Genomic DNA, 21,702 nt, shown 5'->3' with positions numbered 1-21,702 from the left:
GATCGAGACAGGTGGCGCTCTTTCGTGGCGCGCCCGCTCGGGAGGAGGAAAATCTATGAAAAAGCTGCTCGGCCTAGCGGCCGTCTTCACGCTCGCATCCAGCCTGTCGGCCTTTGCGTTTGAGCCCAACAACACCGAATGCATTGCGCCCGCCAATCCCGGCGGCGGCTGGGATTTCACCTGCCGCCAGGTGGGCAAGACCTTGCAGGATCTCGACCTCGTGCCCGGCACGATGCAGGTTTCCAACATTGCCGGCGGCGGCGGTGGCGTCGCCTTTGCTGAAGTGGTCGGCAAGCGAAACTCCGAAAACAACCTTATTGTTGCAGCCTCTTCGGCCACGGCCACGCGCCTCGCGCAGGGTGCGTTTCCGGGCAACACCATGGATCAGGTGCGCTGGATCGGTTCGGTCGGTGCCGATTACGGGGTGATCGCGGTTGCCAAGGATTCGCCGATCAACACGCTCCCCGAGCTCATGGAGAAGATCAAGACAGATCCCTCCTCGGTTTCGGTTGCGGGCGGCTCGGCCGTCGGTGGCTGGGATCATCTCAAAGTGCTGATCGCTGCATCCAAGGCCGGTGTCGAGGATGTCCGTCAGGTGAAATACGTTGCGTTTGATGGTGGTGGCGAGGCGGTTACCCAGCTTCTGGCCGGCTCTGTTCAGGCCTTTACCGGTGACGCATCGGAAGCCAAGGGATTTGTCGATTCGGGCGACATCAAGGTGATTGCCGTCCTTGCACCGGAACGCCTTGAAGGCGATTTCTCGTCCTTCCCCACGGCACGCGAACAGGGCATCGACGTGATCGGTGCCAACTGGCGCGGTTTCTATGCGCCCGGTGAAATGTCGGATGAAGCCTATGACTACTGGGTCAATGCCGTCAGCAAGGTCTATGCATCCGACGAGTGGAAAGAGATCATGGCTCAGAACGGTCTCGCTCCGCTCGACCTTCAGGGCGACGAGTTCCAGGCCTTCGTGAAGGAATCCATCGATTCCATCACCGATCTCTCGAAGCAGATCGGCATCGTGAAGTAACCACCGGAAAACTCGCTCGGGCCTGCCGGGAGCATCCTGCAGGCCCGAATTGTATCGAGAACAATCAGGGGAGCGTGTCCGTCATGAGCGACCGTATCTTCGGGGTCTTCGGCTTCCTTCTCGCTGTCTTCTATATCTGGCAGGCAACGCAGATCGAGCTGAGCTTCATTTCCGATCCGTTCGGACCAAAGGCCTTTCCATTCATGATCGGCACCGTGCTTGCTATTTCCAGCACGATCATCGTCCTCAAGCCGGACACCGAACCCGAATGGCCGACCTTCGCGCGCCTTTTCGAGATAGGCATGGCCACTGCCGTCATGGTGGCCTATGCGCTTTTTCTCAAGGAGTACGGCTTTGTCGCCTGCACCGCGGTTGCGGCAAGCTATCTCTCATGGCGTCTTGGCTCCAGCCCGGTTTCGGCCATCATCGCCGGCGTGCTGATCGCCGTCGGCATCTACGTCATTTTCCATCTCGTCCTGGGGCTGTCGCTGGCACGCGGCCCCTGGGGCTTCTGAGGCGGGAGGCCCAATATGGACACACTGGCATCACTCGCGGACGGGTTTGCCGTCGCGCTCACCTGGCAGAACCTTATGCTGGCGCTGATAGGGTGCTTTCTCGGCACCATCATCGGCGCGTTGCCGGGTCTTGGCCCTTCAAACGGCGTTGCAATCCTCATTCCGCTCGCCTTCACGCTCGGCCTTCCCGCCACACCGGCCCTCATCCTGCTGACCAGCGTCTATTATGGCGCCATGTATGGCGGGCGCATCTCGTCGATCCTGCTCAACATCCCGGGCGATGAACCGGCGCTGATGACAACGCTCGACGGCCACCCGATGGCGAAGGCCGGCAAAGCCGGCGAGGCGCTCGCGATCTCCGGCCTTGCCTCCTTCATCGGCGCGTTTTTCGCCACTTGGGGGCTGGTCTTTCTGGCGCCGCAGCTCGTCAAGGTCGCGCTTTTGTTCGGCCCGGCGGAATATTTCGCTCTCTTCGTTCTCGCCTTTGCAACGCTCGGCGGCATTGCCAGCCGCAATCAGGCTAAAGCAGCGCTCGCTGCCGTCATCGGTCTCGGCATAGCCACCATCGGCGTTGACGGTCAGACCGGCGTTCCGCGCTTTTCCTTCGGTGAAGTGCATTTATACGACGGGATCGACTTCCTCGTCGCCATTGTCGGCCTTTTCGCTCTCTCGGAAGTTTTCATCTTTCTGGAGCACCGTGCCGGCAGCGGCGCCGACGACAAGGTGGTAAAAGTGGGCCGCATCGTTCCACCATGGAAGATGGTGCGTGAAACACTGCCCGCCATGGGCCGGTCGACGATCTTCGGCTTCATCGCAGGCGTCCTGCCGGGGGCCGGCGCCTCGCTCGGCTCGTTCATCTCCTACACGTTCGAAAAGCGCATCTCCGATCGCAAGGGCACGTTCGGAAAGGGCGACCCACGCGGCGTGGCAGCACCTGAAGCCGGCAACAATTCGGCCGCCGGCGGCGCGCTCGTGCCGATGCTCGCGCTCGGCGTACCCGGTTCCGGCACGACGGCCGTGCTGCTTGCCATGCTGCTTGCGCTCAACATCACGCCCGGCCCCCTGCTCTTCCAGCAGAACCCGGATGTGGTCTGGGGCCTGATCGCGGCACTCTTCATCGGCAACATCATGCTTCTGGCCATGAACCTGCCGCTGGTCTCACTCTTCGTGCGGGTGCTTCTGATCCCGACCCGCTATCTTATGCCCGCCGTGGCCATGATCTCCTTCGTCGGCATTTACGGCATTTCCGGCTCGACCTTCGATCTGGTGGTGATGGTTATCTTCGGCGTGATGGGCTGGGTCCTGCGCAAGCTCGACGTCCCGCTGGTGCCGATCATTCTCGGTGTGTTGCTGGGCGACCAGATGGAAAAGAACCTGCGCCGCGCCATGACCATCCATGATGGCGACTGGACGATGCTGTTCAACTCGTGGCTGGCCATCGGCCTCTGGACCTTCGCCATTGTCGGCTTTGTCCTGCCGCTCATCGTCGGGCGATACTTCCGTCCGAAGATCGCGGACGAGGCCATCGCCGAAGGTTCGGACCCAGACTGAGCTGAATTGCCTTTCAGCTTCCCGAGGCGGCGTGGCTCCTGAGCCGCGCCGTTCTCAATGTGAGGAACCCCGTGGCAAGCACGATGATGAACGCACCGATCACCGTGTTGAGACTGGGGATTTCATCGAAGAAGACATAGCCGACAACCCCGGACAGAATGAGGCTCGAGTAGCCAAGCGGTCCCAGAAACCCGGCATCGCCCAGCCAGTGGGCGCGCAGAAAGCAGAATTGCGCAGCTTGCGAAAATACGCCCACCGCCAGAAGAAACGGCCAGTGCCCCGCCGCGACCGGCTGCCAGCCGGAGAGCGCCGGAAAAGCGGTGATAAGCGCAAGCCCACCTGTGTAAAACAGCATCATGACGACCGGCGGCGTACCCTTGAGCTGTCTTGTGACAATGATCGCCCCCGTCCCCGCCAACACGGCAGCTAGTGCAGCCAGAAGTGCCGGCGTCCACGGCACATTGCCCGGACTCGCGGCAATGAACGCGCCCACGAGGCCAAGCCCCGCCGCCAGCCAGCGCGAGCCTGAAACCGCTTCGCGCAGGATCAGGGCCGAGAGCGCCACCAGAACAACGGGCCGCGTGAAATTCATGGTCATGTAGAGCGCCAGCGGCAGATGCGCGACGGCGTAGAAGCCGCCCGTCAGCGCCACGGCCGACAGGAACACCCTGAACAGGTGCAGCGGAACGCGGTCGATCGACCGCAGAACCTGCCGCTGACGCGCCAGCCACGGCAGGATCAGGCAGAACCCGACCAGCGCCCGGAGAAAAACGAGTTGCCACGGCGGATAGCCCGCGCCCAGCGCCTTGACGATGGATATGGCCCAGATGTTGAGGCCCATATCCGCCAGAAGCCAGGCGCCGGCGCGCAGATTGTCCTTTGCCGTAGCGCCTGCGTTCACGGCCGCGCCACAAGGTTCGCCATCAGGCGGAACGCGCCCGGCACAAGCTTCTCCATCTGGTGATGCAGAATGAGCGCCACATGCGTGTGCCGCCCCTTGCCGATCCGCGCCGAAAGGAGCGAGCCCTCATGCGGTGCCTCGTCGGGATCGGCCATGGAGAGAAGCGGCTCATATGCGTCATCCCAGCTTCTGGCAAAATAGAGCCCGCGCTCCTTGTGCCAGTCCTGCCAGTCCTCATCCGTGATGCAGTTTGGCGTGTTGAGCAGTGAATGCCCGGGCAGGAGGTGCGTTACCTGCGCATTCTCGTCGGTCACGCGCCAGCGCAGTGACGGCTTGCCGATCTCCAGCCGGCGCGGCGGCACGGTTGCCGGATCCCAGTCGTCCCAGGGGCGGTGATAGAGGGTGACGAGATTGCCACCTTTCTCCACCCAGCGATGCACGAGCGGCATGGCATTTTTGAGCGCCGGTCGCGCACGCATGGCAAAGATGCCCACCACCATTGTGTCGATGTTTTTCAGGCCTTCTTCCGTAAGGTCGCTGTCCGCCAATTCGGTCGCATCAAGCCCCATCGCCTGCAGCCAGTGTCCCACCCGGTCGTTGCCGCCACCGACATAGCCCACCCGCACATCCGGCAGTGCCACGTCCAGAACACGTACCGACAATTGCGCAGGAAATGTGCGAGCACGTTCACCTATATGTGGATAGGCAATATGTTTGGCAGTTTCGGCCGGCGCCCCGTCAATCTCCAAGGAAAGATTGTAGAGGCCAGGCGCTATGTCTTGCGGCGACTCCACAAGAAAACCGCCGGAAACCGGTGTCGCCGACCACCCGGACGGCAGTTCCAGCCCCGCTTTTGCCGACTGCGGAAAAAGCCCCGAAACACGCAGCTCGATCTGGCGGGTGGCTGCCGCCGCATTGATCAACGCGCGGTCGGGAGAAAGTGTCGCTGACCGTGCAGGAAGCACGACCGGTTCTCGTTCGAGTGGCAACAGCGTCTCAGAAGAAACCCCATCGACGGTCACTCCGACCCGGATGGCCGGCAGGCGCGCCACGCCGGGGCGATAGAAGGCCGGATAACAATCCGTACTTTCGGCATCCACCGGCACCTGCACAACGCCATCCGCAAAGCGCCAGCCCTTCGGCAGAACCGGCGATACATCTGAAACCGGCCCGGAGCTTTCAATCGTCAGCGCGACACTGTCACCAGGCCGCAGGACATCGCGTTCAAACCAGGCGCGCACCTCCACGCCACTGGCAATCCGCATGACGTGGGAAAGCTGCACTTCCTTTGCCGCGAGGCGGTGTTCAACCTCTTCACGTGCATTGTCAGGGCAGGCATCGCGGGCGACGCGCACCGCCTTGAGGGCCAAGGCTGCCTGACGCGCCACCTCTCCCATATCCGGAAATGCCTCGAACGCAGCCTCGCAGGCCGCCTGTGCCTCGTCCAGATGGGCGGCGATTTCTGGTGCTCCGGCAAAGGAAGCCAGATCAGCCAGCGTTGCAGGCAGCCCGTCCGTGATCCGGTTATCCGGCCCATTCACCTCGGAACGCACCAGATGCAGCGGCCAGTCGCGCTCTTCACCGTGTGGCACCCAGCGGCCCATGCCCTGTGTCAGATGGAAAGCCCGCGACTGCTCACCGATCTGCGCCCAGCTCCACCCGGTTACCGGGTCTTGTCCGGTACCCTTGACCGTCAGCGTGGCGCTGGGCGGCGGCAAATCATCGTCGTAATTGTCACCTGCCCCCGACCACGCCGGTAGATATAGCTTTTTCACCTGCCACACCGGCAGATCCACGTCCGGGAATGTCGGGTCGGCGGCAGCGCTCATCACGTCATGGGCAAGCTCGGTCATCGCCCGGTGATGCCCGTGCTGGCCAGGGACATCCAGGAATGTGGGGCAGATGATGTCCGGTCGCTCGGTGCGGATGATCTCGACAAAGCGTTTGAGCGTGCGCTCGCGTCCCCATTTTTCAAGAGTCTCGGTGCCGCGTTTCGAGAACCCGAAATCGAAGATCGTGTCGTCGGGCGTTTCCGACAGCCAGTAGAGATTGAGGTTCAGCACATCGGCGGCGCGCTCCATTTCCGCCGTGCGTACTACGCCCAGATCGTGTGTCACCTCCGAGCCGATGGCGTTCTGCCCGCCCTCGCCGCGGTTTGCGCAGGCAAAGGAGAGCGAAATGCCATCGCGCAGGGCCAAAGCCGCAAGCATTTCCGACGTCTCGTCGTCGGGATGCGCGCCCGTATTCATGAAGGAGACGCAGGATTTCAGTGGCGCAAGAGCCTGCCAGAGCCTGACAATGAGCGGATTGCGCATCTGTGTGGCAATACGCTCCTGATCGGAAACGGGCATTTGTGAACCTCCCGGAGAATCATGTTTTTGCGGCAATGCGCGGTGTGACGGTGTCGTGGATGACGAGTGCAGCCCCGCCAAGCGCGGCGGTAAGACGTCCGCAGGCGCCCCGCTGGACTCTTGGTGTAACCCGCTCTGCCCGCGCGGCGACGGAGCCGCCGGGAAGATCAAGCGCGGCAATGAGATGGTCGAGAACCGCGTCCGGCATCGCGCCGCCCAGGATAACGGTTTCAGGATCGAAAAGATTCTCGATCAGGCCAACCGCCTGCGAAAGCGGGCCGGCCGCCTCCTCGATCCACTCCATCAATGGCCCGCTGCCTGCCCTGTAAAGGTTTTCGATGTCCGAGGCACTGCCTATCTCGATGCCGGCGCCTGCGAGCTTGGCGCGCGCAGCGATGCGGCTTGCATAGGTTTCGAGGCATCCATGATTGCCGCAGGCGCAAATCCGCCCCCCAGGGCGGACTATGACATGGCCGATCTCGCCGGCATTGCCGAATGCTCCGCGCTGGACCTCGCCCTCGGCGACCACGCCAAGCCCCAGCCCTGCCCCGAAATAGAGAAAGCAGAAAGTGCGCAGTCCTGTTGCGACGCCGCGCACGCGCTCCGCCACGGCGGCAGCGGTCGCATCGTTTTCCACCACCACCGGCATGTCTAGGGCGTCTTCGAACACGGCAACGGGATCGCTATCTTCCCAGCCGTGAAGTGCGGACTGGCCTGCGCCGGAAATACCAACCTTGCCGAAAGGGCCCGGCATCACGACACCAGCACCCAGAATTTTCTGCGTCTTTTCGCATCGTCCGTCGAGCGCGCTGGAACGAATTCGTCGTGCAACCGAAACAACCGTGGACGGTGCGTTGTCCGGCAACGCTTCGCGGGTGGTAAACAGCGTCTCACCCTCGAGGTTTACCAGCGCGCCGAACATCGCGTCCGGCCTGACCTCGATGCCGAGCGCCACCGCGCCGTCTGCATTGAGCCGGTATTTCAGTACCGGCAAACCCCGTCCCTCCGACTGTCGCCCGGCTTCAATCAGAAGTCTGTCTTCTTCCAGTTCGGCAATGATGTTGCTCACGGCCTGCGTGGACAGCCCCGATATGCGTGCGATCTCCGCCCGCCCGACGGGCTGCCGCTCACGCACATGCCCAAGCACCACCTGACGGTTGTGAAGCCGGGTGCGTTCAGCATTCGATCCTACAATGCGACGGGGGTTGTTGATCTTCATATTCGCTTATTAATTCAACTAACTTGAATATTCAACTTGATTGAGTTAATCGTCGATGAATGGACATGCCGCCTCGTGGAGACGGGTGAACAGAGGGTGACAGGCTGGCCGGGTACGCTCCGGGCAGCGATCAAAGGGAGCAAGCAGAATGAAACTCAACAGACTACGGACCTTCATGCTGGGTGCCGCAACTGCGGCCATGACCATGGCTGCTGGAGCAGGAGGCGCTTCTGCGGTCGAGATCGAGTACTGGCAGTATTTCTTCGAAGCCCGCGTCGATGCGATGGACAAGCTGATCGAGAATTTCGAGGCAGCCAATCCCGACATCACCGTCAAGATGACGCATTTTCCCTATGACAGCTATCGCACCAAGGTAGCCGCTGCCATTCCGGCCGGTCAGGGCCCCGACGTCGTCCAGCTCTTCTATGGCTGGCTTAACGATTATGTGGAAGCCGAGCTGATCCAGCCGCTGCCCGCCGACACCTTCCCGCCGGAAAAGATCGAGGAAGAGTTCTTCCCCATGGTCAAGGCCATGCGAATGGGCGACAGTTACTGGGCGCTGCCCACCGCCGTGCGCTCGCTGGCGCTGTTCTACAATGAACGCATGTTCGAGGAAGCCGGCATCGAGAACCCGCCTGCCAATCTCGACGAGCTTGTCGAAACCGCCAAAAAGCTTACCAAGAAGGATGGTGCAGGCAATCTGACAGCCGTGGGCCTGACCACGGGCATGACCGCGCAGGACCACCACTGGATTCGTGAAGTGCTGATCCGCCAGTTCGGCGGCGAGCCCTATCTGGATGACTACAAAAAGGTCAACTACAACAACGAGGCCGGGCTGAAAGCCTTTGGTTTCTATAATGATTTGCAGGCCAAGCATGGCGTGACCAAGGCTGCCTTCATGGATGAGCCGCAGGCCGCCTTCAAGGCGGGCCGCGCCGGCATGCACATTGACGGTTCATTCCGCATCGGCGCGCTTGAAAGCGTGCGCGGCCTCAAATGGGGTGTGGCCGAGCTTCCCGCCGGTCCCGATGGCACCAAGTCGAACTATTCCTCCTACTGGGTGAACGCGATCACCTCGAAGGCGGAAGGCGAGAAGTTCGATGCCGCCGTCAAGTTCATGGAGTATCTCACCTCCGACGAGGCCATGCAGATCTGGCTTGAGACCGTCGGCGAATTGCCCGCAAAGCCGTCCGCCGCCATGACCGACGAGAACATCAACCACCCGGTCTACGGTCCCTTCATCAAGGGTCTGGAATACGCAAAGACCACGGTCTTCGCCAATGAGAGCGCCCAGCGCCAGGCCATGGTGGACATGATGCAGCGCATCGAGCTGCAGGGTCAGGCGCTTGAAGAGAGCGTCGCGCAGGCCGCCGAGGAGGAGCAGAAAGTCCTCGACGAATATTACAAGAAATAAGGCCTTTCGGGCGTCCGGCCCGCCGGACGTCCAACGAAATTTCGGGACGGGGCCATGCGCTTTTACAACAATCTCACCATCTCGCAGAAGCAGATCGTCTGGGCCTGGATCTTCCTTGCCCTGCCGGTTCTCTTCTACGTCGTCATCCGGTTTTATCCGACAGCCAATGCCTTCGTTCTGTCCTTTCAGGAATGGAACCTGCTTGGCGACCGGAAATATGTGGGGCTTGAAAACTACGCAAAGCTGTTCAGCGATCCGGTTTTCTGGAAAGTGTTCAAAAACACCTTCCTGTATCTGATCCTGGGCACACCGATCAGCCTCGTCCTGTCCTTCATCATCGCCTATCACCTCGACAAGGTGCGTTTCATGCACGGCACCATCCGTGCACTCTACTTCCTGCCCTTCATGACAAGTGCCGTGGCCATGGCCTGGGTGTGGCGCTGGTTCTACCAACCGGTCCCCATCGGCGTGTTCAACAATTTCCTGGCGAGCTTCGGCATCAGCCAGATCGAATTCCTGAGCTCGACCACCAACGCCCTGCCCTCGGTTCTGGCCTGCGCCGTCTGGGCCGGTCTCGGCTTTCAGGTCATCATCTTCATGGCCGGGCTGCGCGCCATTCCGCAGAGCTATTATGAAGCCGCACGCATAGACGGCGTCTCCACCTGGACGGTGCTGAGCGAGATTACCATCCCGCTTCTAAAACCCACCATCGTGTTTCTCGTGGTCTTTTCCTCGATCGGCTTCCTGCGGATCTTCGATCAGGTGTTCAACATGACCACCAACAATCCGGGCGGGCCGCTCAACTCCACCAAGCCGCTGGTGCTTCTGATCTACGATACCGCATTCAACGGCTTCAACATGGGCTATGCGGCAGCGCAGACCGTCGTGCTCTTCACCATTCTGCTGGTCGTCAGCCTGATCCAGCTTCGACTTTTGAAGGATAGCTGACATGGCCAGCCAGGACATCGCCGTAAAGCCTTCCACCGACGCGCTTTTTTCCGGATCTTCACGCAACTCCCGGCGCAATATGGGCCAGTTCATCCGCTGGGCGCTACTGTTCGGCGGCGGCATTCTCATGATCATGCCCATCGTGTTCATGGTCTCCACCTCGCTGAAATTTCCCTTCGAGGTCTACAATCTCAACCTGATCCCGGAAGAGCCGACGATCGAGAACTACACCTATGTCCTCGAAGACGGACGCTTCTACCGCTGGTTCGTCAACTCGCTGGTGATTTCCATCGTCACCACCGCATCCGCCGTCTTCTTCGACGCGCTGGTGGGCTATGCGCTGTGCAAATTCAGGTTTCCCGGCCGCTACCTGGTCTTCATCGCCATTCTCTCCACGCTCATGATCCCGACCGAGATGCTGGTCATCCCGTGGTATCTCATGAGCAAGAGTTTTGGCTGGCTCGACACCTATTGGGGCATCATGTTCCCAGGCGTCATGACCGCCTTCGGCACCTTCCTCATGAAGCAGTTTTTCGAGACCGTTCCCGACGATTTCCTGGAAGCTGCACGCATCGACGGGCTGAACGAATTCCAGATCTGGTGGCAGGTGGCCATGCCGCTCGTGCGTCCGGCGCTTGCAGCCCTCGCGATCTTCGTTTTCCTCGGCAACTGGACCGCCTTCATCTGGCCACTGATCGTCACCAATTCGGTGGAGATGTACACGCTGCCGGTCGGGCTTTCGAGCTTCGGCGACGAGGTGGATGTGGCCTGGGAACTGATCATGACGGGTGCGGCCATCTCCACACTGCCGACGCTGGTCGTCTTCCTCATCTTCCAGCGCTTCATCATTCGCGGCGTTGTCATGGCCGGCCTCAAGGGATAAGCGCACGATGAGCCTCAACGAGAAATTCCCTCACCCCGTCTATAAGGACACGGTGCTCGCGCCGCTCTTTGAAGGCGTGAAGGCCAACTATGTGGGTGCGTTCCGCGCCATCAACCGTGCGCATCTGGTGATGCTTACGGAGAGCGGCATTCTCGCCCACGAAGATGCCGCCCGCATTGCCGGTGCGCTCGTCGATATTGACGAAACGGTCGATGTCGATGCCCTCACCTATACCGGCGAGGTGGAAGACTATTTCTTCCTCGTCGAGGCGGAGCTCAAAAAACGGCTTGGCCCGGATCTCGCCGGCATGTTGCACACGGCCCGCTCGCGCAATGACATGGACCACACGGTCTTCAAACTCACATTGAAGCACCATGCCGACACGCTGATCGGCAAGGCGCACGCGTTGGCTTCAGCCCTCATCGCCAAGGCCGAAGCCGAGCGCGACACGCTGATCGTTGCCTACACACACGGCCAGCCGGCCCAACCCTCCACCTTCGGGCACTATCTGTCGGCTGCAACCGAGGTGCTTCTGCGCGACATCGAGCGCCTGCAGGCGGCCCGCGCCAATATCGACCATTGCCCGATGGGCGCTGCCGCGATCACCACCAGCGGCTTTCCCATCGACCGCGCCCGCATGGCCGATCTGCTGGGCTTTTCCGAGCCGCTGCGCAATTCCTATGGCTGCATCGCCTCGGTTGACTATGTCACCGGCCTCTACAGCGCGATGAAGCTCACCTTCCTGCACCTTGGCCGCCTCATCCAGGACATGCAGTTCTGGTCAGCCTTCGAGGTGGGACAGCTCCACGTGCCCGGCAGTCTCGTGCAGATTTCATCCATTATGCCGCAGAAGCGCAATCCCGTGCCCATCGAGCATCTGCGCCATCTGGCGTCGATGACCTGCGGTCGCGCCGATGCGGTCGTCAACACGATGCACAACACGCCCTTCACCGACATGAACGACAGCGAGGGCGAGGTTCAGGTGGCCGGTTACGCGGCCTTCCAGAGCGGCGCACGCGTGCTCGACCTTCTGGCAGCCCTGATCAGCGCCGTTTCCATCGACGGCGAGCGCGTGGCCAGAAACATCGACGCCGCCTGCATCACCGTGACGGAACTCGCCGATACGCTGGTGCGCCGCGAAAACCTGTCCTTCCGGCAGGCGCATGAGATCGCCGCCGCCACGGCCCGTGCCGTGATTACCGCCGGCAAACCACTCGGCGAAGGTCATGACGCCTTCTCTAAGGCCTTCAGGGAACTGACCGGGCGCGACAGCACACTCGACCGCGCAGCCTATGGCGAGGCCGTCAGCGCGCGCCATTTCGTGGCGGTGCGCGAGCGTTTCGGCGGCCCTGCACCCGACGCCATGAACGAGGCGCTTCAAACCTATCGCGCCACCCTCACACGCCTTTCAGAACAACAGGCAGCGGACCTTGCCCGCGCCGAAAAAGCCGGAGCCGCGCTCGATGCCGCCTTCGGCGCTCTCTTGCAGGAGTAGACCCTTGGCCACCTTGTCCCTTCGCAATCTCGTCAAATCCTACGGCAAGGTCGAGGTGCTTCACGGCATCAATCTCGACGTGGCCGATGGTGAATTCGTCGTCTTCGTCGGCCCGTCCGGCTGCGGCAAATCCACGACCCTGCGCATGATCGCCGGCCTTGAGGAGATCAGCGGCGGCGAAATCCACATCGGCGAGCGCCTCGTCAACAATCTGGAGCCCAAGGAGCGCGACATCGCCATGGTGTTCCAGAACTACGCCATCTATCCGCACATGTCGGTGCGCAAGAACATCGGCTTCGGCCTGCGCACATCGAAGCTCTCTAAAGAGGCGAAGGACAAGCGCATTGACGAGGTGGCCGCCATTCTCGGCATGACCGATCTTCTCGAGCGCCGGCCCAACCAGCTCTCGGGCGGGCAGCGCCAGCGCGTCGCCATCGGCCGTGCCATGGTGCGCGATCCCGCCGTCTTCCTCTTCGACGAGCCACTCTCCAACCTCGATGCGCAACTGCGCACCCAGATGCGGCTTGAAATCAAGAAGCTGCACCAACGTGTTGGAAACACGATCATTTTCGTGACGCACGATCAGGTGGAAGCCATGACCATGGCCGACCGGATCGTGATCATGAAGGATGGCTATATCCAGCAGGTCGGCACGCCGCTCGACGTCTATCACAAGCCGGCCAACACCTTCGTCGCCCAGTTCATCGGCGCACCATCCATGAACATGCTGCCGGGTAACTGGGCCGGAAAAGGCGTGAAGCTCGGTGATGGGCTCGGCATCGATCTGCCCGAACGCAGTGCCCCCGAAGGCGCCGACGTAATTCTCGGTGTTCGGCCTGACGATCTTGTCGTGACCGGTGGCAAGGGGCTCTTCTCCGGCACGGTCAACATCGTGGAGCCGCTTGGCGCGGACACGCTGGTCTATGTCGGCGTCAACGGCCATGAGGTGATCGCAAAGGCTTCCGGCCGTGAGCCGCCGAAAGCCGGCGACACGGTCAAGCTGACGGCGAAGGCCGGCGAAATGCACCTGTTTGACGCCAAATCCGGGGAGGCGCTGCCGTGAAGCAACCCAACCGGTCAGGCCGCGTTCTGAGCGTGGGCCGGCTTTATTGCGATCTCATTTTCACCGAACTGCCGAAGATGCCGACACTTGGCGAAGAGGTCTTCGCCGGCGGCCTGTCGATCAAGCCGGGCGGCGGCGCGTTCATTACGGCTGCCTATGTCGCAGCTCTCGGTCGTCCTGTCGGTCTTGCCTCGGCATTGCCCTCCGGGCCATTCGCCGCCGCACTAATGGCGGAGCTTGAGGCCAGCGGCGTCGATCTTTCAGCCTCGCAAGCCATGCCCGATACACTCGATCCGCAGATCACCGTTGCCATGACATCGGGCACAGAACGCGCCTTCCTGACGCGCCGCGCCGGTCCGGCCGTGCCGGAGACATTTGCGGCAGCCATCGCCAGCGGCGACTTTGCCCATCTCCACATCGGCGAACTCGCCACTCTGGTGGAAGCTCCTTTCCTGCTCGAACAGGCGCGCGCCGCCGGGCTTTCCATCTCGCTCGACTGTTCCTGGGACGATGCGGTTCTGGCCAGAGACGATCTCGCCGCACTGATCGGTGCCGTGGACATATTCCTGCCCAACGAGACAGAGGCGCAGCGTCTTGCCATTGCCCCCGGCAAAAAGCCGCCCGCGCCGCTCACTGTCGTCAAGCGCGGGCCGGAAGGTTCCATGGCTATCAGCGCCGAAAACACGGTTTCAATGCCGACTCAGCCTGTCAATGTAATCGATTCCACGGGCGCCGGAGACGCGTTCAATGCCGGTTTCATCGATGCCTGGCTTTCCGGCAAACCGCTTGAACAATGCCTTGAAGCAGGCAATCGCTGCGGGGCGGAAGCCGTCATGCGGGTTGGCGGGGCAACTGACCTGCCCGATATGAGCGCACTGGTAAAGGCGGCCTCCTAGAGAGAGGCTGCCTCCACCTCTTCGCCGGCCCTTGCCTTAAGGCGAGCAAAACTCATGGCCACATGGGCGCGGCGTATCTGCCCGACGCTTTCGAGCGCCCCGCAGGCCACGGCAGCGGCAATGTCGGAGACTTCGCGCAGGAAAAAGCCAATCTCGCTGGCAAGCGTTTCTTCCGTGCCATCCTCGCCGGCGGCACGTTTCAGCCAGATCCTCGTCGTCTGATAATAGAGCCTTTCGGAAAACTCCTGCAGCGGTTCGTTCTCCGTCAGTGTCATGAGGAGATGGAAAAAATCCATATTGAGCTGCGCGAAGGCGCGCTGGCTGGGCGTTCTCACCAAAGCCTCGCAGCGCGTCTTCATGGCAGAGAAGGCGCGTTTGGCGTCTTCATCGGGCTCTGCCGGTGAAAGCTTGCCGATCAGTTCGGAAAGCTCCACACGCAGGCGATAGACCTGTTCCAGCGAGGCGATGTCGATATCCGTGACGATGGTGCCCACGCCATGGACCGAGCGCAGATAGCCTTCGTCTTCGAGCCGTGCGAGAACCCGGCGGATCGGTGTGCGGCTGGTGTCGAATTCCTCGGCGAGGTCCTCTTCGCGCAGCCGCATGCCCGGCGGATAGTCGAGCAGGCAGATGCGTTCGCGCAAAAGCGTGTAGATCCGCTCGAACCGCGCGCGCGCCTCGCCTGTCATCGCTCTGGCTCCATCGCGGTCAGCTCACCTTCCTGCTCAGCCGTTCAAGCATGCCAAGACATTCATCGAGCTGTTCCAGCGAGACGAACTCGTCTGCCTTGTGCGCCTGCTCGATGGAGCCCGGCCCGCAGATGACGGAGGAAATTCCGGTTTTCTGGAAGAGCCCCGCCTCCGTGCCGAACGCCACCACTTCCGCCTCGGTAAGGCCGGTAAGCTCCGAAACGATCTGCCGTGCTTCGGATTCGGTCACCGGCTCCAGCCCGTCCACTTCGCCGATTACATGGGTGACGATGTCGGAACCCTCAAAAACCGCCTGCATAGCCGGTTTCAGCTCGGATTCGACAAAAGCGCGGATGCGGTCTTTCACAAAATCCGCATCCTCATTGCGCACCGGGCGCATTTCCCATTCCACGGAGCAGTGGTCGGCGATCACATTGCGCGCCGCACCGCCCGAGATCGTGCCCACCTGGAGCGTCGTCCAGGGCGGGTCGAACCGGTTGCCCTTCGGCGCGCGCGTCTTCAGCTCCTCGGCCAGCGCCATGAGCCGCGAAATATAGCGCACCGCATATTCAACCGCATTGACGCCGCGTTCGGGCGAAGAGGCATGACCGGCAAGCCCGCGAAACTCGGTCGTGTATTCAAAACACCCCTTATGGCCTTCGATGATGCGCATCATGGTCGGCTCGCCAATGATGGCGACGGAGGGCCGGAGTTCGGTCCGCTCCAGTTCCTCCACGAGCGCGCGCGCGCCAAAACACCCCACCTCCTCGTCATAGGTGAGGGCGAAATGCAGCGGCCGTTTCAGGTCCAGCTCGGCAAAGTGCGGCGCCATGGCGAGCGTGCAGGCGATGAACCCCTTCATGTCACAGGTGCCGCGGCCATAAAGCCTGCCATCTGCCTCACGCATGGCAAAGGGATCGCTCGTCCACTCCTGCCCATCAACGGGTACCACATCGGAATGGCCCGAAAGTACGATGCCGCCATCCCCTTCGGGCCCCAGCGTGGCAAACAGGTTTGCCTTGTTCCCGCTCTCGTCCAGCGTCATTGAAAGCCTTGCACCAAGCGCGCTCAAAAGCTCGCTTGCATAGGCGATCATTTCCAGATTGCTGTCCGCCGAAATGGTGGGAAACCCCACCAGATCGGACAGGATGCGCGTCGTGTTGTCCAGCGTTTCGGATCGCATGGATCAGTTCTTCACGATCAGTTCGCGCGGGCGGCGGCAAAGCGCCTCGGCCGGGCCATCTTCCGTGATCAGGATGCTTTCAGTGATTTCCAGCCCCCAGTCGGCCATCCACAGGCCCGGCATGAAATGGAACGTCATGCCCGCTTCCAGAATTGTCTCGTCCTCGCGGCGCAGCGAGATTGTGCGCTCGCCCCAGTCTGGCGGATAGGAAATGCCGATCGGATAACCGCAGCGCCCGTCCCGCGTGATGCCGGCCCGCTCCAGCGCGCCATAGAGCGCATCGGCGATCTGGCCTGCGCGGTTGCCCGGCCGCGCGATCTCAAGCCCGGCCTCGATGCCTTCCACCAGCGCTTTTTCCGCATCCAGCATGTGCTGCGGCGGCGTGCCGAGAAAGACGGTGCGGCAGAGCGGCGCGTGATAGCGGCGATAGCAGCCGGCGATCTCGAAGAAGGTCGCATGCCCCTGCTCGAAACGCCGCCCGTCCCAGGTCAGGTGCGGTGCAGCGGCATCGGAGCCGGTCGGCAGAAGCGGCACGATGGCCGGATATTCGCCCCAGTCGTCATCCACCCCGCGGATCGCGTCCGCATAGATCTCGGCCACCAGATCGTTTTTCTTCAGACCCGGCTCGATGCGCTCGACAATGCCGTCGATCATCTTTTCCGAAATCCGCGCCGCGCGGCGCATGAAGACGATCTCCTCTTCCGATTTCACGGCGCGCTGCCAGTTCACCAGCGCCGTCGCATCGACAAAGGTCGCGTTGGGCAGTTCTTCCTTCAGCACCAGATAGGCCTTGGCGGAGAAATAGTAGTTCTCCAGCTCCACGCCTATCCGCTTGTTGCCAAAGCCATGGGCGCGCAAAATTTCGGCCAGATGCTGCATCGGATGCAGCGTGTTGGCCTGCACATAGTGGTCTGGATAGCGCAGCACCCGGTCGTCATCCATGTAGACGGTGCGCACGGCGCCGTTCCCGTCCATGGCGCGGCCCCACCAGAGCGGATCGGCATCCTTGAAGACGATCACGCCCTGATGAACATAGAACGACCAGCCATCATAACCCGTCAGCCAGGCCATATTGGAGGGATCTTCCACGAACAGAACGTCGATACCCTTCGCCTCCATGGCGTTGCGGGTCTTTTCGAGGCGAGCGGCATATTCCTGCGCGCTGAAGGGCATTTCGGTTGCTGGCATGGTTCCTCCAAAAGAGCAAAAACCGAACGCTTGTGCATCCGGCGAAACCGTACACCGGAAAGGCAATGCAATATTGTGTACAACTAATCCATCACCACATTTTCGATCCGGTGAATCGCAGGAAAACGACATCGAATGTCGCTACTTCTATTCCCGATCCAACGATGTTGTGTACAAATCAGCACCATCGCGCTGCCTCGCAGACAATCCGGGAGATTTTCATGAGCCACAGGGCAACGCTCGCGCTGGCAGATATTCTGGCTGCCCGCCGGCGGATCAGGGACATTGCATCGCTCAACACGCCTCTCCCGCCGTCGCCCTTTCTCAGCCGTCTTACCGGTGATGACGTCCTCCTCAAGCTCGAAATCGGGCAGGCAAGCGGCGCCTTCAAGCTGCGCGGTGCCGCCAATGCGGTCCTCACCCTGCCGGACGACGCCACCGGCGTCACCTGCTGCTCGACCGGCAATCATGGCCGCGCCGTCGCCCATGCAGCACGCGCGCGTGGCCTGCGCGCCGTCATCTGCATGTCGAAGCTGGTGCCGGAGGCGAAAATCGCCGGCATCAGGGCGCTTGGTGCCGAAGCCCGCATCATCGGCGCAAGCCAGGACGAGGCACAGGTCGAAAGCCGCCGCCTCGCCGATGACGAGGGCTTTTGCGAAGTCTCTCCTTTTGATGACCTCGCGGTCATCGCCGGTCAGGGCACGATCGGGCTGGAGCTTCTGGAGCAGCGTCCGGATCTCGAAACCGTTCTCATTCCGCTGTCGGGCGGAGGGCTCGCCGGCGGCATCGCGTTCGCGCTGAAGACGATCAAGCCTTCCATCCGTGTCATAGGCATCACCATGGAGCGGGGTGCGGCCATGCACGCCTCGCTTGCCGCAGGAAAACCTGTCGCCGTCACCGAAGTGGCAAGCCTTGCCGATTCGCTCGGCGGCGGCATCGGGCTCGATAACCGCCATTCCTTGGCGCTCTGCCGCGATTTCCTCGACGATGTCGTGCTTGTCACCGAGGAAGAGATCTATCGCGCCATGCAGGCCCACTATTTCGAAGACCGTCTGGTGTGCGAAGGGGCGAGCGCCGTCGGTGCTGCCGCCCTCATGGCCGGCAAGATCGCCAGCAGGCCCGGCCCCACCGCCACGCTCATCACCGGCCGCAATGTCGACATGCAGATCTTCACCGACATTGTCTGCGGCCGCGATGTCGCGCTCGGCGACACGATCATCAAGGGAGCGCCCCATGCCGCATGACATTCTTGTCCTGACCGAAGCCGATCTGCGCAAGGCCGTCCGGCTCGACCTCGAAGCCATCGACGTGGTGGAAGAAGCCTTCTGCGCGCTCGCCTCCGGCGCGGTCATCATGCCGCCCATCCTCTCCATGGACATTCCGCAGGTGCATGGCGAAGTGGATGTGAAGACGGCCTATATCCCCGGCTTCGACGGGTTCGCCATCAAGGTCAGCCCCGGTTTCTTCGACAATCCGAAGATTGGCCTGCCGAGCCTCAATGGCCTCATGATCCTGTTTTCGGCGAAAACCGGGCTCGTGGAAGCGCTTCTGCTCGATAACGGCTTTCTCACCGATGTGCGCACGGCTGCCGCCGGCGCGGTTGCCGCCCGCCATCTTGCACCTTCGACGGTCGAGACCGCCGGCGTCATGGGCACCGGCGTGCAGGCCCGGCTGCAAATGATCGCCGCCCATCAGGTGCGTCCTTTCTCCCGCCTTCTCGTCTGGGGCCGCGACGCGGACAAGGCAAAGGCCTGCGCCGCCGATCTGGCCGAGAGCCTTGGCATCGACGCAAAAGCCGAGACGGACCCGGCCCGCCTCGTTGCCGAAAGCAAGCTTGTGGTCACCACCACCCCGGCACGAGAACCTGTTCTCAAGGCCGACTGGCTGCATTCCGGCCTCCACATCACCGCCATGGGCTCCGATCAGGAAGGCAAGAACGAGATCGAGCCGACGGCCCTTGCCCGCGCCGATCTCTATGTTGCCGACCGGGTGAGCCAGTGCGAGAAACTCGGTGAACTGGCAGCCGCCATCGGCGCCGGCGTATGGCATGACAACACGCCACCCGAACTCGGCGACATCGTTTCCGGCGCCAGAACCGGCCGCACCGGCGATGACCAGATCACCATCTGCGATCTCACCGGAACGGGCGCGCAGGACACGGCCATCGCCACTTTTGCGCGCGCCCGGGCCTTGACAGCGGGGGCCGGTACGACGATCCAGAGCTGATCATGCTCAAGCTCGACGATCGCGATCTCAAAATTCTCGGTATCCTGCAAAAGGAAGGCCGCATCTCCAAGGCGGCGCTGGCCGAACGCGTGAATCTCACGCCCGCCCCCTGCTGGGAGCGGCTCAAACGCCTTGAAAAGGCGGGCATCATCACCGGCTACCGAGCCGAAGTGGCGCTGGCGAAACTCGCTCCGCACATCGCCGTCTTCATGGCGGCGGAGCTTGCCGGCCACCGCGCGGAAGACTTTCAGCGATTCGAGCGCAGCGTGCAGAACATCGATGAAATCGCCGGCTGCTGGGCTGTTGGCGGCGGTTTCGACTATATCCTGCAGATCATCGCCCGCGACATCGACACCTATCAGCGGCTGGTCGACCGGCTTCTTGAGATGAATGTGGGACTTGCCCGCTATTTCACCTACATCGTCACCAAGCCCGTGAAACAGCCCGGCGCACTTCCCCTCGGCGTTCTGGTGAACGCCGATCCGCAGAAGGAATAGCGGGCGCGGGCCGCGAAGTTCAGAAGAAACGTCGGCAGCCCACGCCGAGATCGTCGGAAAATTTGGCAGCTCGGGCAGCATGATTCCAGTCGAACCGAACACTGGAAATCCGCTTGGGAGAAAGCCGATGTCCGCATTTGCAGCCCTTCAGAAAACCGCCCTTTCCGATCTCGCCGATCCGCGCCTGTTCCGCGAATACGCCTATGCGAACGGCCACTGGATCGCCGCTCCCGGCGACCCGGTGGTGGATGTCTACAATCCCGCGGATGGCGCGCGGCTCGGCTGCGTTCCGGCACTCACCGCAGAGCAGGTTGATGAAACCATCGAAGCGGCTCATGCGGCGTTTCCCGGCTGGGCGGCCCTTCTGCCGCAGGAGCGCGCGCAAATCCTGATGCGCTGGCACGATCTGATCGTCGCCGCCAAGGAGGACCTCGCCCATCTCATGGTTCTCGAACAGGGCAAGCCGCTCTCGGAAGCCCGTGGCGAGATCGACTACGCCGCCTCCTTCGTCTCCTTCTATGCCGAAGAAGCCAAGCGCGTTTCGGTCGAAAGCGTCGCTTCGCACCTGCCGGGCGCCGACATGCAGGTTTCGCGTGAGCCGGTGGGCGTCGCGGCCCTCGTCACGCCCTGGAACTTCCCCTCCGCCATGCTCACCCGCAAGGCGGCGGCGGCACTTGCCGCCGGCTGCACCGTGGTCGCACACCCGTCTTCCGAGACACCATTCTCCGCGCTCGCCCTTGCAGAACTCGCCGAGCGCGCCGGCGTGCCGGCCGGAGTCTTCAACGTGCTCACCGGCAAGGCCGCCGAAGTGGTTGGCGCGATGACGTCTTCCAGACATGTGCGCGCCCTTTCCTTCACCGGCTCCACCGAGATCGGCCGCCTGCTCTACGCGCAGTCCGCCCCCACGGTCAAACGCCTCGTCATGGAGCTTGGCGGCCATGCGCCCTTCATCGCCTTTGCCGATTGCGATCTGGACCATGCGGTCGAGAGCGCCATTTCGGCCAAGTTCGCTACCTCCGGGCAGGACTGCCTTGCCGCCAACCGCTTCTATATTGAGCGCCCCATCTACGACGCCTTCGTCGCGGCATTCACACGCAGGGTCGAGGCCCTGACGGTCGGCAACGGCCTTACCGATCCCGATATCGGCCCGCTCATCCATGAGCGCGCCGTCGCCAAACAGACCCAACAGGTGGAAGATGCATTGGCAAAAGGCGCACGTCTGGTAACGGGCGGAAAGGTGTCGCGGCACGGCCCAACCTTCTTCGAACCTACGGTTCTGGCCGACGTGCCCGAAACGGCACTCATCTTCCGTGAAGAAACCTTCGGCCCGATTGCCGCCTTCACCCCCTTCGACGACGAAACGGACGTGCTCGAAAAGGCGAACGACACCGAAACCGGCCTCGCCGCCTATCTGCACACGCAGGACCCCGGTCGCATCGCCCGCTTTTCGCGCGGTCTCGAATTCGGCATGGTGGCCGTGAACCGCACCAAGATCACCGGCGCGCCCATCCCCTTTGGCGGGGTCAAACAGGCCGGCCTTGAGCGCGAGGGCTCCCGCCATGGGCTGGAAGCCTTCACCAACATCAAATATGTCTGCCGCGACGTCGGTTGAGCAGCGCTGAATACACAGTTTGAGACGAACAGGAGAGTGAC

General features: G+C 62.0%; 19 protein-coding genes. 13 read left to right on the top strand and 6 right to left on the bottom strand.

All coding sequences use genetic code 11. From position 1 onward, the window contains the following. Positions 1 to 55: 55 nt before the first annotated feature. The 3 genes from HF949_RS11545 to HF949_RS11535 all read left to right on the top strand — a co-directional run bounded on the left by HF949_RS11545 (position 56) and on the right by HF949_RS11535 (position 3,096). The gene (locus HF949_RS11545; RefSeq protein WP_292895408.1) at positions 56 to 1,030 is read left to right on the top strand and encodes a Bug family tripartite tricarboxylate transporter substrate binding protein; all 975 of its coding nucleotides are present in this window, start codon (positions 56 to 58) and stop codon (positions 1,028 to 1,030) included. Positions 1,031 to 1,113: 83 nt separating this feature from the next. Further along, positions 1,114 to 1,545: a tripartite tricarboxylate transporter TctB family protein gene (locus tag HF949_RS11540; RefSeq protein WP_292895406.1), complete on the top strand. Its 432-nt coding sequence runs from the start codon at positions 1,114 to 1,116 to the stop codon at positions 1,543 to 1,545. Positions 1,546 to 1,560: 15 nt separating this feature from the next. Further along, entirely contained in the window at positions 1,561 to 3,096 is a 1,536-nt protein-coding gene (locus HF949_RS11535) for a tripartite tricarboxylate transporter permease (protein WP_292895405.1), read from the top strand. 13 nt (positions 3,097 to 3,109) lie between these two features. Here HF949_RS11535 and HF949_RS11530 read toward each other — a convergent pair whose 3' ends face one another. From HF949_RS11530 to HF949_RS11520, 3 genes are read right to left on the bottom strand one after another with little or no spacing between them, the layout of a single operon-like run. Next, the gene (locus HF949_RS11530) at positions 3,110 to 3,997 is read right to left on the bottom strand and encodes a DMT family transporter (RefSeq protein ID WP_292895403.1); all 888 of its coding nucleotides are present in this window, start codon (positions 3,995 to 3,997) and stop codon (positions 3,110 to 3,112) included. Beyond that, a complete protein-coding gene (locus HF949_RS11525; protein ID WP_292895401.1) occupies positions 3,994 to 6,348 on the bottom strand; it encodes a PIG-L family deacetylase in 2,355 nt (784 codons plus the stop codon). The genes HF949_RS11530 and HF949_RS11525 overlap by 4 nt, the downstream gene beginning before the upstream one ends. A gap of 19 nt (positions 6,349 to 6,367) precedes the next feature. Beyond that, positions 6,368 to 7,567, bottom strand: coding sequence for an ROK family transcriptional regulator (locus HF949_RS11520; protein WP_292895399.1), 1,200 nt, complete (start codon positions 7,565 to 7,567; stop codon positions 6,368 to 6,370). Between the two features lie 148 nt (positions 7,568 to 7,715). Between HF949_RS11520 and HF949_RS11515 the strand changes: the two genes are divergently transcribed. The 6 genes from HF949_RS11515 to HF949_RS11490 all read left to right on the top strand — a co-directional run bounded on the left by HF949_RS11515 (position 7,716) and on the right by HF949_RS11490 (position 14,266). Continuing rightward, positions 7,716 to 8,981, top strand: a complete 1,266-nt coding sequence (locus HF949_RS11515) for an extracellular solute-binding protein (protein WP_292895397.1) — start codon at positions 7,716 to 7,718, stop codon at positions 8,979 to 8,981. A gap of 54 nt (positions 8,982 to 9,035) precedes the next feature. Then, positions 9,036 to 9,929 (top strand): carbohydrate ABC transporter permease, encoded by an 894-nt coding sequence (locus HF949_RS11510; RefSeq protein ID WP_292895395.1) that lies wholly within the window; start codon positions 9,036 to 9,038, stop codon positions 9,927 to 9,929. 79 nt (positions 9,930 to 10,008) lie between these two features. Continuing rightward, the gene (locus tag HF949_RS11505) at positions 10,009 to 10,812 is read left to right on the top strand and encodes a carbohydrate ABC transporter permease (RefSeq protein ID WP_425286767.1); all 804 of its coding nucleotides are present in this window, start codon (positions 10,009 to 10,011) and stop codon (positions 10,810 to 10,812) included. 7 nt (positions 10,813 to 10,819) lie between these two features. Then, a complete protein-coding gene (argH, locus tag HF949_RS11500) occupies positions 10,820 to 12,307 on the top strand; it encodes an argininosuccinate lyase (RefSeq protein ID WP_292895390.1) in 1,488 nt (495 codons plus the stop codon). A 4-nt stretch (positions 12,308 to 12,311) separates the two neighbouring features. Next, positions 12,312 to 13,370, top strand: coding sequence for an ABC transporter ATP-binding protein (locus HF949_RS11495; protein ID WP_292895388.1), 1,059 nt, complete (start codon positions 12,312 to 12,314; stop codon positions 13,368 to 13,370). Beyond that, entirely contained in the window at positions 13,367 to 14,266 is a 900-nt protein-coding gene (locus tag HF949_RS11490; RefSeq protein WP_292895386.1) for a carbohydrate kinase family protein, read from the top strand. The genes HF949_RS11495 and HF949_RS11490 overlap by 4 nt, the downstream gene beginning before the upstream one ends. On the opposite strand, the gene HF949_RS11485 is transcribed toward HF949_RS11490, so the two are convergent. The 3 genes from HF949_RS11485 to doeA are packed head-to-tail and all read right to left on the bottom strand — an operon-like array spanning position 14,263 to position 17,326. After that, positions 14,263 to 14,955, bottom strand: coding sequence for a GntR family transcriptional regulator (locus tag HF949_RS11485; RefSeq protein ID WP_292895384.1), 693 nt, complete (start codon positions 14,953 to 14,955; stop codon positions 14,263 to 14,265). The two genes, HF949_RS11490 and HF949_RS11485, sit on opposite strands and share 4 nt — an antisense overlap. A gap of 19 nt (positions 14,956 to 14,974) precedes the next feature. Then, a complete protein-coding gene (gene argE, locus HF949_RS11480) occupies positions 14,975 to 16,138 on the bottom strand; it encodes an acetylornithine deacetylase (protein ID WP_292895382.1) in 1,164 nt (387 codons plus the stop codon). Between the two features lie 3 nt (positions 16,139 to 16,141). Continuing rightward, complete coding sequence (gene doeA / locus HF949_RS11475; RefSeq protein ID WP_292895380.1) at positions 16,142 to 17,326, bottom strand: ectoine hydrolase DoeA; 1,185 nt, start codon at positions 17,324 to 17,326, stop codon at positions 16,142 to 16,144. Between the two features lie 221 nt (positions 17,327 to 17,547). Between doeA and eutB the strand changes: the two genes are divergently transcribed. The 4 genes from eutB to HF949_RS11455 all read left to right on the top strand — a co-directional run bounded on the left by eutB (position 17,548) and on the right by HF949_RS11455 (position 21,661). Next, on the top strand, positions 17,548 to 18,570 hold the full coding sequence (gene eutB, locus HF949_RS11470) for a hydroxyectoine utilization dehydratase EutB (RefSeq protein WP_292895378.1): 1,023 nt from the start codon (positions 17,548 to 17,550) through the stop codon (positions 18,568 to 18,570). Then, on the top strand, positions 18,560 to 19,552 hold the full coding sequence (locus HF949_RS11465) for a cyclodeaminase (protein WP_292895376.1): 993 nt from the start codon (positions 18,560 to 18,562) through the stop codon (positions 19,550 to 19,552). Before eutB ends, HF949_RS11465 begins: the two co-directional genes overlap by 11 nt. 2 nt (positions 19,553 to 19,554) lie before the next feature. After that, positions 19,555 to 20,049: an Lrp/AsnC family transcriptional regulator gene (locus HF949_RS11460; RefSeq protein WP_292895374.1), complete on the top strand. Its 495-nt coding sequence runs from the start codon at positions 19,555 to 19,557 to the stop codon at positions 20,047 to 20,049. A gap of 127 nt (positions 20,050 to 20,176) precedes the next feature. Next, a complete protein-coding gene (locus HF949_RS11455; RefSeq protein ID WP_292895372.1) occupies positions 20,177 to 21,661 on the top strand; it encodes an NAD-dependent succinate-semialdehyde dehydrogenase in 1,485 nt (494 codons plus the stop codon). Positions 21,662 to 21,702 lie beyond the last annotated feature (41 nt).

Origin of the sequence: Nitratireductor sp. (assembly GCF_017794765.1) — a bacterium.
Classification (GTDB): Bacteria; Pseudomonadota; Alphaproteobacteria; order Rhizobiales; family Rhizobiaceae; genus Nitratireductor.
The sequence above is the reverse complement of the archived record's forward strand: the minus strand, read 5'-3'. Positions and strand labels throughout refer to the sequence as shown.